We start from the raw sequence: 11577 nt of genomic DNA on the forward strand, positions 1-11577 counted from the left end.
AGATGCGATTATATGCAACCGCCACGGCAGAACAAAAAATTAATCATCTCCAGGCCGTTATTTCGAGGAGAGAAGGAAATGGCGGGCGAGCAGGGCGGCGGTAAAGTTTTTCTTCAGATAGAAACCGCGCGGTAGGGTGAGGATCGGTTCGCCACGGGCGCCTACCGCCTCGGTCAGCGCTTTGCTGTTGGCCGCTTTCGGGCGCAGCTGCAGCACTTCGCCGTGGCGGGCGGTGATGCGCTCGACCTGGCCGAGGACGATCAGATCCATCAGCTCTTCCCAATCCATACGCAGCTGGCGATCTTCTTCTTCGCTCGGGCTCCACAGCAGCGGTGCGCCGACGCGGCGTTCGGCCAAAGGAATCGCGCGATCGCCCTCTACCGGTACCCACAGTACCCGCTTGAGCTTATGACGCACGTGGCTGCTCTCCCAGGTGACGCCGCTGTTGCCGGTCAGCGGCGCGACGCAGACAAAGGTGGTTTCCAGCGGGCGACCTGATGAATCGATGGGGATGGTTTTCAGCTCGACGCCGAGGGCGGCGAAATCCTGCTCCGGCTTGCTGCCTGCGCTGGCGCCAAGCCATATCTCCAGCAGGATGCCGATCCAGCCTTTATCACGTTTTAAATCGCGCGGAATCGGAATTCCGGCAAGCTGGGCCAGCTCCCCCAGCGAATAGCCTGCCAGCTGCTGCGCCTGGGCCAGAAGCTGCTCCTGGCTTTGCGGGGGGGATAAGAGCGGCGCGATGGTCGGCATAGCGTAAAACCTCTGACTAAAAAGTGAGCAGTAATTTCATCCGTTGTGGATAGAGTTTACCTTTTCTTGAGTAAGTATGACAATTTGATGATTCATATGGTTTTTTTTGCGATTTTTTGCCGCTGTGAAAATGGTGAAACCGGGTTTTCCAGAACTGGTCACCGACAATGAACAGGATCTTACACCCAGTTATCCACAGAAAAATGGGATAACTGGGGAAAAGCCCCACTACTGTTTCCATTTACAGCCTTGACGTGAGATGAAAATCGAGTTTTTAGACAAAATATGCCCAGAGCATATGCGTAATCTGTGGATAAAACCAACATTGCTCGATCTTTCATCAGTTCCAGGATCTCTTATGTGATGATCGTCACGTTATACTGTGAATTATGAAATTTTAACATGCTAACTTTATGAAAATTAGGTCATTATAATCAGGTGCTATCGCTACGCTGTTCGGATGATTCCGGGTTTTCCCTGGTTAATTCCGTACTTCTTCACAACTCTATCCACAGAAAAAGTGAATAAAATCGTCCGGGTATGGCTTTCGCTGTTTATAACTCCGGGTATTACTGTGAGTTATTCAAATGTTATTCGATCTCATCCCCCTCACAGAGTGGTTTACCGTTTCCAACGAGTGTGAAACAATCATTCACATTGAAGCTTATTTTGAGGTAGTCCGGTGATTGATGACGATGGCTACCGCCCAAATGTCGGTATTGTAATCTGTAATCGCCAGGGCCAGGTTATGTGGGCCAGGCGCTATGGTCAGCACTCGTGGCAGTTCCCGCAAGGGGGCATAAATCCAGGGGAATCAGCAGAGCAGGCGATGTATCGGGAATTGTTCGAAGAAGTTGGGCTAAGCCGTAAAGATGTGCGGATCCTTGCTTCAACCCGTAACTGGTTGCGTTACAAATTGCCTAAACGTTTGGTGCGTTGGGACACAAAGCCGGTATGTATCGGCCAGAAACAGAAGTGGTTTCTCCTGCAATTGATCGGCAGCGATGCGGATGTCAATATGCAAACCAGCAGTACACCTGAGTTTGATGGCTGGCGATGGGTAAGCTACTGGTACCCGGTGCGTCAGGTGGTGTCGTTTAAGCGCGACGTATACCGCAGGGTGATGAAAGAGTTTGCCAGCGTCACCATGGCGCTGGCGGAAAGCACGCCTAAGCCGCAAAGCGCGCCTGCATATCGACGTAAAAGAGGTTAAGCCACGCACATTATGCTCACTCGGTTGCGAGAAATAGTCGAGAAGGTCGCGAGTGCGCCGCGTTTAAACGAGGCGCTGGATATCCTGGTCACCGATATCTGCGCCGCGATGGAGACGGAAGTCTGTTCGGTTTATCTGGCTGACAATGACCGACGCTGTTATTACCTGATGGCGACGCGCGGGTTGAAAAAGCCGCGCGGGCGCATCGTTGCGCTCGCTTTTGACGAAGGCCTGGTGGGCCTGGTTGGCCGCCTGGCCGAACCTATTAACCTCGCCGACGCGCAAAAGCACCCCAGCTTTAAATATATTCCCGCGGTCAAAGAGGGCCGCTTTCGCGCCTTCCTCGGCGTGCCGATTATCCAGCGGCGTCAGCTGCTCGGCGTGCTGGTTGTGCAGCAGCGCGAACTGCGCCAGTTTGACGAAAGCGAAGAGTCCTTCCTGGTCACCCTGGCCACGCAAATCGCCGGCATTCTCTCTCAATCCCAGCTGAACGCGCTGTTTGGTCAATATCGTCAGACCCGCATCCGCGCGCTGCCCGCCTCGTCAGGCGTGGCGATTGCCGAAGGCTGGATGGACGTCAGCCTGCCGCTGATGGAGCAGGTTTATGAAGCCTCGACGCTCGATACCGCTTCCGAGCGCGAGCGGCTGACCGGCGCGCTGGAAGAGGCGGCGAATGAGTTTCGCCGCTACAGCAAACGCTACGCTGCCGGCGCGCAGAAAGAGACGGCGGCCATCTTTGACCTCTATTCGCACCTGCTTTCCGACGCGCGCCTGCGCCGCGAGCTGTTCGCTGAAGTGGATAAAGGCGCGGTGGCCGAATGGGCGGTGAAGAAGATTATCGAGAAATTCGCCGAACAGTTTGCCGCGCTCAGCGACGGCTATCTGAAAGAGCGCGCGGGCGATCTGCGCACGCTGGGCCAGCGGCTGCTTTTCCATCTCGATGACAGTATCCAGGGGCCCAATACCTGGCCGGAGCGCATCGTGCTGGTGGCGGATGAACTGTCGGCCACCACCTTAGCAGAGGTTCCTCAGGATCGTTTAGCCGGCGTGGTGGTGCGCGATGGCGCGGCGAACTCCCACGCCGCGATTATGGTGCGTGCGCTGGGCATTCCGACGGTGATGGGGGCGGATATTCAGCCTTCGCTGCTGCACGGCCATACGCTGATTGTCGATGGCTATCGCGGCGAGCTGCTGGTCGATCCCGAGCCGGTGCTGCTGCAAGAGTATCAGCGCCTGATCAGCGAAGAGAACGAGCTTAGCCGCCTGGCCGAGGACGATCTTGAACGCGCTTCCGAACTGAAAAGCGGCGAGCGGGTAAAAGTCATGCTCAACGCGGGCCTGAGCCCCGAGCATGAAGAAAAACTCGGCAATTTCGTCGACGGTATCGGTCTTTACCGTACCGAAATCCCCTTTATGCTGCAAAGCGGCTTCCCTTCCGAAGAGGAGCAGGTTGCCCAGTATCAGGGCATGCTGCAGATGTTCAACGAGAAATCGGTGACGCTGCGCACGCTGGACATCGGCGCGGATAAACAGCTGCCGTATATGCCGATCAGCGAAGAGAATCCGTGCCTTGGCTGGCGCGGTATTCGGATCACGCTCGATCAGCCGGAGATCTTTCTGGTACAGGTCCGCGCGATGCTGCGGGCCAACGCGGCAACCGGAAACCTCAGCATCCTGCTACCGATGGTCACCAGCCTGGATGAAGTGGATGAGGCTCGTCGCCTGATCGATCGCGCCAGCCGCGAAGTGGAAGAGATGATCGGCTACGCCATTCCCCGCCCGCGTCTTGGCGTGATGCTGGAAGTGCCGTCGATGGTCTTTATGCTGCCGCAGCTGGCGAATCGCGTTGATTTTATCTCGGTTGGCACCAACGATCTGACCCAGTACATTCTGGCGGTGGATCGCAACAACACCCGGGTCGCCAGTATGTATGACAGCCTGCATCCGGGGGTACTGCGGGCGCTGGCGATGATTGCCCGCGACGCCGAGCGTTTTGGAATCGACCTGCGCCTGTGTGGCGAAATGGCGGGCGATCCGATGTGCGTGACGATCCTGATTGGCATGGGCTATCGTCATCTGTCCATGAACGGTCGTTCGGTGGCGAGAGTGAAGTATTTGCTGCGGCGCATCGATATCAATGAAGCCCAGGAGCTTTCCCAGCGTAGCCTGGAAGCGCAGATGACCGCCGAAGTGCGCCATCAGGTCGCGGCTTTTATGGAGCGACGCGGACTCGGCGGCCTGATTCGCGGCGGCCGCTAGCGCGGGCTACGGTTCATTAATTTGTAGCCCGGGTAAGGCGTTAGCCGTGACCCGAGACTACGCTGACGAGGTTCGGGCGGCCTGAGGGTTGGGTAGCCCGGACAGGCGCAGCGCGCCGCCTCCGGGAATGCTCAGCCGCGAATTCGCATTCGTATACATATCTTTTACATGTCCGGCGCGGATCGCCCTTCGCGCTTATGCTATCATTCGCAGCCTTTGGAGCGCCCGTTTCTGACGCGCGCGAACGATCCCCGCTGTCCACTTTCGGCGGAATAACAAGTGTTTATGGTGACAGATGAATAGTGGCTACCTGCATTTTCCGGAGTTTGATCCGGTAATTTTTTCCATTGGACCGGTCTCCCTCCACTGGTACGGTCTGATGTACCTGGTTGGGTTTGTTTTTGCGATGTGGTTGGCCACCCGTCGGGCCAATCGTCCGGACAGCGGTTGGACAAAAAACGAAGTTGAAAACCTGCTGTACGCCGGCTTCCTCGGGGTTTTCCTCGGCGGGCGTCTTGGCTATGTCTTCTTCTACAACCTGCCGGTGTTCCTCGACGATCCGCTCTATCTGTTCCGCGTCTGGGACGGCGGTATGTCCTTCCACGGCGGTCTGATCGGCGTGATTCTGGTGATGATCATTTTCGCCAAACGCACGAAGCGCACCTTCTTCCAGGTTTCCGACTTCATTGCGCCGCTGATTCCGTTTGGCCTCGGCGCCGGGCGTCTGGGCAACTTTATCAACGGTGAACTGTGGGGCCGCGTCGATCCGAACTTCCACTACACCATGATTTTCCCCGGCTCTCGGGCGGAAGATCTGGCGCTGCTGCCGTCGCATCCTGAGTGGCAATCGCTGTTCGATACCTACGGCGCGCTGCCGCGTCATGCTTCGCAGCTCTATGAGCTGGCGCTGGAAGGCGTAGTGCTGTTCCTGATACTGAACCTGTTTATCCGCAAGCCGCGTCCGGCCGGTTCGGTTTCCGGCCTGTTCCTCATTGGCTACGGTCTGTTCCGCATCATCGTGGAGTTCTTCCGTCAGCCCGATGCCCAGTTTACCGGCGGCTGGGTACAGTACATCAGCATGGGGCAGATTCTTTCGATTCCGATGGTGCTTGCGGGTATCATCATGATGGTCTGGGCGTACCGTTGTCGTCCGCAGCAACAAAATTCTTGAGGAACCATGAAACAGTATCTTGATTTGATGCAGAAAGTGCTCGATGAGGGCACGCAAAAAAATGACCGCACCGGTACCGGCACCGTCTCCATCTTCGGTCACCAGATGCGTTTTAACCTGCAGGAAGGATTCCCGTTGGTGACGACCAAGCGCTGTCATTTACGCTCCATCATCCATGAACTGCTGTGGTTCCTGCAGGGTGACACCAACGTGGCGTATCTGCACGAAAACAACGTCACTATCTGGGACGAATGGGCGGATGAAAACGGCGATCTGGGGCCGGTTTACGGTAAGCAGTGGCGCTCCTGGCCCGCGCCGGACGGCCGTCATATCGACCAGATCAGCACGGTGATGGAACAGCTGAAAAACGACCCGGATTCTCGCCGGATTATCGTCTCGGCATGGAACGTCGGCGAGCTGAACAAAATGGCGCTGGCCCCGTGCCACGCGTTCTTCCAGTTCTACGTCGCCGACGGCAAGCTCTCCTGCCAGCTCTATCAGCGCTCGTGCGATGTATTCCTCGGCCTGCCGTTCAATATCGCCAGCTACGCGCTGCTGGTGCATATGGTGGCGCAGCAGTGCGACCTCGAAGTGGGCGATTTTGTCTGGACCGGCGGCGATACGCACCTGTACAGCAACCACATGGAGCAGACGCACCTGCAGCTGAGCCGCGAACCGCGGGCGCTGCCGAAGCTGGTGATCAAACGTAAGCCGGCATCGATTTTCGACTACCGTTTTGAAGACTTCGAAATCGAAGGTTACGACCCGCATCCGGGGATTAAAGCGCCGGTGGCGATTTAACCCGGAAGTGATGACGAAAAACCGGCGCCTGCGAGCGCCGGTTTTTTTATGCCTCAGCCGAGCCGACGACCAGCTTTATTCCCCCAACGGAACGCTTTTTTGCGAGCAGATTTCCGGCACTGTTGAAACCCGCTGCAACGCCTTTAATACTCTCCGGCGCGTGCCGCAAACCCGCATTTTACCGTTCGAATAAAGCCTCAATGCTCCGCATACTCGGCCCATGAACAGAGAACATGGCTATACCCTGATTGAAACCCTGCTCACCATGGTCGTGGTCGTCATTCTCGGCGCCAGCGGGCTGTACGGCTGGCAGAGCTGGCAACGGCAGCAGCGCCTGTGGCAAACCGCCTGCCAGGTCCGCGACTACCTGGTGCTGCTACGCGATGACGCCAACTGGCACAACCGCGACAGGGTATTAAGCGTCGGCCAAAGCGCGGAGGGCTGGTGCCTGAGCGCCAGCGGGGCGATGGCCGACTGTCTCCTCAGGGACGCTTTCACGCTGCAACCGCTATGGCCGGAGGTTTCGCTCAGCGCGATGACGCCGGGGCTGGGGTTTTATGGCCTGCGTAATACCGCCTGGGCCGGGCATATCCGCCTGCAAAGCGCGGCGGGCGGCTGGAACATTATCGTTTCTCACTGGGGGCGCATCCGCCTGTGTCGCGGCGAGGAGACGGCATCGTGTCTGTAAAACAGCGCGGCTTTTCCCTGCCGGAAACGCTGATCGCGATGGCCATCAGCTCCGTGCTGCTGCTCGGCAGCGCGCGTTTTCTTCCGGCGCTGCAGTGGGCCGCGCTTCGCCAGACCCGGCAGCAGTCGCTGGAAAATGAGCTCTGGCAGCGAATCTACACCGTCGCGAAGCATCTGCAGCGCGCCGGATACTGCCGCGGCCGCTGTTACGGGCAGGCGCTGTATATCGCAGAGGGCGGTGATTGCCTGCTGGTGAGCTGGGATAGCAACAGCGATGGCGTCTGGAATAGCGCGCCGTCATCGGAATCGGATACCACCGGGTTTCGCCTGCGCGATGGCGCGCTGGAAACCCTGCGCGGCGCAAGCGCCTGCAGCGGCAAAGGCTGGGAGAAAATGACCAACCCGGCGGCGATTCAGGTCACCGCGTTTCAGGTTACGCGCCTGGAGAGGGCGGGCTTCGCACCTGAATTATCGATTACCCTTGCGGCGCACTCGGTCGCCGACCCGCAAATCCGCGCGCGGGCGGAATACGGCGTAACGGGATATAACCTGTGAATCGCCAGCGCGGGCTCTCTTCGCTGCTGATGGTGCTGCTGCTGTTAGCGCTCGGCACGCTATTACTCCAGGGGCTGCACCAGCAGCAGCGTTCGCTGTTAGCGCAGACGGCCAGCGAAACGCGGGCGCTTGGCGATGCCGCTGATGCGCATTCCGCGCTGCAGTGGGGAAAGGGGCTCGTCTGGCCGCTTCAGGAAACGGTTAGCTGCCAGCAGAACGCGGCGCTCGGCTGGCGCGCCTGCCTGCGAGTCTTTAGCGACGCCTCGGTATTGCTGATTGGCGGCAGCGATGGCGGCGGCGTACTGCTGTGGCAGTCAGGCGTAATCGAACAAAACCGCGTCCGCTTTTCGCCTCACGGCTGGAGCGATTTTTGCCCGTTAAAGGAGGCAAGCCTATGCCAGATGCCCTGAGGTGGCAGAGAGGGTTTAGCCTGCCCGAAACGCTGCTGGCTTTAGTCTTGCTTATCGCAACCGTGACTGCGCTGGCGGGCTATCAGCGTGGGCTGGCCAACGGCTTTATGCAGCTCAACCAGTACCGTCAACTGTGGCGCGATGCGTGGCGATTCAGTCAGCTTAGCCCACCGGTGATTCCCGCGAATCGCCAGGTATCCCGCATGCAGACATCGGTGCAAAGATGTGTCAGCATCACGGTAACGATCACGATGCCCGCAGCCAGGCGGGCGCAGATGACCCGGCTGCACTGCCCGGTCAGTCAGTAGCCAGGAGCGAATATGTTAAGGGTGTACCACTCAAACCGTCTGGATGTGCTTGAAGCCTTGATGGAGTTTATCGTCGAGCGCCAGCGGCTGGATGACCCTTTTATGCCGGAAATGGTGCTGGTACAGAGTACCGGGATGGCGCAGTGGCTGCAGATGACGCTGGCGCAGCGCTTTGGGATTGCGGCCAACATTGAGTTCCCGCTACCCGCCAGTTTTATCTGGGACATGTTCGTGCGGGTGTTAAAAGATATTCCCGGAGAAAGCGCGTTCAGTAAGCAAAGTATGAGCTGGAAACTCATGACCCTGCTACCGCAGCGGCTGAACGATGAATCCTTTACGCTACTGCGCCACTATCTGCACGACGATAGCGACAAGCGCAAGCTGTTTCAGCTGGCCGCCAGAGTGGCGGATCTCTATGACCAGTATCTGGTTTATCGCCCCGAGTGGCTGATGCGCTGGGAGGCCGACCAGCGCGTTGACGGGCTTGGAGACGCGCAGGAGTGGCAGGCGCCGCTGTGGAAAGCGCTGGTGGAATATACCGCTGAACTGGGCCAGCCGCTGTGGCATCGCGCCAATTTATACCAACGCTTTATCAGCGCGCTTGAGGCCGCCGAACAGCCGCCCGTCGGCCTACCGTCGCGGGTGTTTATCTGCGGGATTTCGGCGCTGCCGCCGGTATACCTGCAGGCGCTCCAGGCGCTGGGTAAGCATGTCGATGTATATGTTCTCTTCACTAACCCGTGCCGCTACTACTGGGGCGACATCAAAGATCCGGCATTTCTGGCAAAGCTGCTCTCCCGCCAGCGCCGCCACCACCGCGAAACGACGCGAGAGCTGCCCCTGTTTCGCGATACGCAACAGGCTCCGGGGTTATTCAACGATGCCGGGGAACAGGATGTCGGCAATCCGCTGCTGGCCTCCTGGGGCAAGCTGGGGCGCGACTATATTTACCTGCTGGCGGGTCTTGAGCGCTATGAAGAGCTGGACGCCTTTGTCGATATCGCGCCGGATAACCTGCTGCATAATCTTCAGGCGGATATTCTCGAACTGCGTAATGCGGCGGTGGCCGGGCGCAGCGCCGAGGAGTTTGCCAACAGCCGCAGCAAGCGGCTGCTGGCGGCGGACGACCGCAGCCTGACGATTCATGTCTGCCATAGCCCGCAGCGCGAGGTTGAGGTGCTGCACGACCGGCTGCTGGCGATGCTCGAAGAGAATCCCGAGCTCACGCCGCGCGATATTATCGTCATGGTGGCGGATATCGATAGCTACAGCCCCTATATTCAGGCGGTCTTCGGCAGCGCCAGCGGCGAGCGCTGGCTGCCGTGGGCGATATCCGACCGGCGGGCCCGCGAATCGCATCCGGCGCTGCAGGCGTTTATCACCCTGCTTTCGCTGCCCGACAGCCGCTTTGCCAGCGAAGACGTGCTGGCGCTGCTGGATGTGCCGGTGCTGGCCGCGCGCTTTAACATTAACGAAGAGGGGCTACGCTACCTGCGCCAGTGGGTTAACGAATCCGGCGTACGCTGGGGAATGGATGACGACAACGTGCGTGAACTCGATCTCCCGGCTACCGGCCAGCATACCTGGCGCTTTGGCCTGACGCGTATGCTGTTGGGCTACGCCATGGACAGCAGCGAAGGGGAGTGGCGCTCGGTGCTGCCTTATGATGAGTCGAGCGGGCTTATCGCCGAGCTGGTGGGCAACCTGGCATCGCTGCTGATGCAGCTTAATCTCTGGCGCCGCGGGCTGGCCCAGGATCGCCCATTAGCCGAGTGGCTGCCGGTATGCCGCGACCTGCTGAACGACTTCTTCCTTCCGGACAGCGAAACGGAAGCCGCCCTGGCGCTGATAGAACAGCAGTGGCAGGCGGTGATTGACGGCGGCGTCGACGCGCAGTATGGCGAAACGGTACCGCTCTCTTTGCTGCGCGATGAGCTGTCCCAGAGGCTCGATCAGCAGCGCATCAGCCAGCGCTTTCTCGCCGGCCCGGTTAACATTTGTACCCTGATGCCGATGCGTTCAATTCCTTTCAAGGTGGTCTGCCTGCTGGGGATGAACGACGGCGTTTATCCGCGCACCCTGGCGCCGCTGGGCTTCGATTTAATGAGCCAGAAGCCGCAGCGCGGAGACCGTAGCCGCCGCGACGACGACCGCTATCTGTTCCTTGAAGCCCTGATGTCGGCCGAGCAGAAGCTCTATATCAGCTATATCGGCCGTTCCATTCAGGACAATAGCGAGCGCTATCCCTCCGTTCTGGTTCAGGAGCTGGCGGACTACATCGGCCAGAGCCACTGTCTGGAAGGGGATGAAGAGCTGGACTGCGATGCCAGCGAACGGCGGGTCAAAGAGCACATCACGCATCTGCATACTCGCATGCCTTTCGATGCCGCCAATTTTCTGGCTAATGAAGATCAAAGCTATGCCCGGGAATGGCTGGCGGCCGCCAGCCAGCAGGGGGAAGCGCACGGCGCGTTCATCCAGCCGCTACCGGTACCGGACATCGATCACTTACCGTTCGAACAGCTGCTGCGCTTCTGGCAGCATCCTGTTCGCGCGTTCTTTCAGCAGCGGCTGCGGGTGAATTTCCGCTCGGAGGAGAGCGAGATCCCCGACGATGAACCTTTTACCCTCGAAGGGCTGAGCCGCTATCAGCTGAACCAGCAGCTGCTCAATACTCTGATTGAGCAGCAGGACGCCTCGGCAATGTATCGCCGCTTCCGTGCCGCCGGGGAGCTACCCTATGGCGCGTTCGGCGAACTGGCCTGGGAGACTCAGCGTCAGGAGATGCAAAATCTGGCCGAACGGGTGATCGCCTGCCGCCAGCCGGGGCAGAGCATGGAAATCGATCTGCAATGCAGCGGAGTCAACATCACCGGCTGGCTGCAGCAGGTACAATCCGACGGTTTGCTGCGCTGGCGGCCTTCGCTATTAAGCGTGGCGCAGGGGATGCAACTTTGGCTGGAGCATCTTGTCTATTGTGCTAGCGGCGGTACCGGCGAAAGTCGGCTGTTTGTGCGCAAAGAGGGCGAGTGGCGTTTTCCACCGCTGGCGCAGGAGCAGGCCCAGGGCTACCTCAACGATCTGGTTGACGGTTACCTGCAGGGAATGTCCAAACCGCTGCTGCTGCTGCCGGAAAGCGGCGGCGCATGGCTAAAAGTCTGTTATGACGCCGAAAAGGATGTCATGTTAATGGACGAAGAGACGCAGCAAAAAGCGCGCAGTAAATTTCTTCAGGCTTATGAAGGGAACATGGTGGTCAGCGGCGAAGGTGCCGATGTCTGGTATCAGCGCCTGTGGCGCACGCTGGAAGCGGAATACTATGAAGAGATCCTGACGCAAACGCAGCGTTATTTGCTACCGGTGTTTCGTTTCCATCAGTCCGAATAACATTGTAATAGTATAAAAATTGCGCACTGGATG

General features: G+C 58.7%; 10 protein-coding genes and 1 pseudogene. 9 read left to right on the forward strand and 2 right to left on the reverse strand.

The features are described 5' to 3' along the window. Positions 1-57 precede the first annotated feature (57 nt). Positions 58-753: a DNA mismatch repair endonuclease MutH gene (mutH, locus tag ACESQ2_RS12805; protein ID WP_014226661.1), complete on the reverse strand. Its 696-nt coding sequence runs from the start codon at positions 751-753 to the stop codon at positions 58-60. Between the two features lie 88 nt (positions 754-841). Then, a pseudogene (locus ACESQ2_RS12810) lies at positions 842-982 on the reverse strand (hypothetical protein); the annotation flags it as partial. A gap of 453 nt (positions 983-1435) precedes the next feature. Between ACESQ2_RS12810 and rppH the strand changes: the two are divergent. The 9 genes from rppH to recC all read left to right on the forward strand — a co-directional run bounded on the left by rppH (position 1436) and on the right by recC (position 11544). Beyond that, positions 1436-1966: an RNA pyrophosphohydrolase gene (gene rppH, locus ACESQ2_RS12815; protein ID WP_004124593.1), complete on the forward strand. Its 531-nt coding sequence runs from the start codon at positions 1436-1438 to the stop codon at positions 1964-1966. Between the two features lie 12 nt (positions 1967-1978). Next, positions 1979-4225, forward strand: a complete 2247-nt coding sequence (gene ptsP, locus ACESQ2_RS12820) for a phosphoenolpyruvate--protein phosphotransferase (protein ID WP_014226660.1) — start codon at positions 1979-1981, stop codon at positions 4223-4225. Positions 4226-4520: 295 nt separating this feature from the next. After that, entirely contained in the window at positions 4521-5396 is an 876-nt protein-coding gene (gene lgt / locus ACESQ2_RS12825; RefSeq protein WP_049072045.1) for a prolipoprotein diacylglyceryl transferase, read from the forward strand. Between the two features lie 6 nt (positions 5397-5402). After that, a complete protein-coding gene (gene thyA, locus ACESQ2_RS12830; RefSeq protein ID WP_004124584.1) occupies positions 5403-6197 on the forward strand; it encodes a thymidylate synthase in 795 nt (264 codons plus the stop codon). A 220-nt stretch (positions 6198-6417) separates the two neighbouring features. Next, positions 6418-6885, forward strand: a complete 468-nt coding sequence (locus tag ACESQ2_RS12835; protein ID WP_032694704.1) for a prepilin peptidase-dependent protein — start codon at positions 6418-6420, stop codon at positions 6883-6885. Further along, entirely contained in the window at positions 6876-7439 is a 564-nt protein-coding gene (locus ACESQ2_RS12840; protein ID WP_014226658.1) for a prepilin peptidase-dependent protein, read from the forward strand. Before ACESQ2_RS12835 ends, ACESQ2_RS12840 begins: the two co-directional genes overlap by 10 nt. After that, on the forward strand, positions 7436-7849 hold the full coding sequence (locus ACESQ2_RS12845; protein WP_046876743.1) for a DUF2509 family protein: 414 nt from the start codon (positions 7436-7438) through the stop codon (positions 7847-7849). The genes ACESQ2_RS12840 and ACESQ2_RS12845 overlap by 4 nt, the downstream gene beginning before the upstream one ends. Further along, complete coding sequence (locus tag ACESQ2_RS12850) at positions 7834-8157, forward strand: prepilin-type N-terminal cleavage/methylation domain-containing protein (protein WP_038423521.1); 324 nt, start codon at positions 7834-7836, stop codon at positions 8155-8157. Before ACESQ2_RS12845 ends, ACESQ2_RS12850 begins: the two co-directional genes overlap by 16 nt. A 12-nt stretch (positions 8158-8169) precedes the next feature. Beyond that, complete coding sequence (recC, locus tag ACESQ2_RS12855) at positions 8170-11544, forward strand: exodeoxyribonuclease V subunit gamma (RefSeq protein WP_373170617.1); 3375 nt, start codon at positions 8170-8172, stop codon at positions 11542-11544. Positions 11545-11577 lie beyond the last annotated feature (33 nt).

Source organism: Klebsiella sp. Q11 (genome assembly GCF_964241505.1).
Classification (GTDB): Bacteria; Pseudomonadota; Gammaproteobacteria; order Enterobacterales; family Enterobacteriaceae; genus Klebsiella; species Klebsiella michiganensis.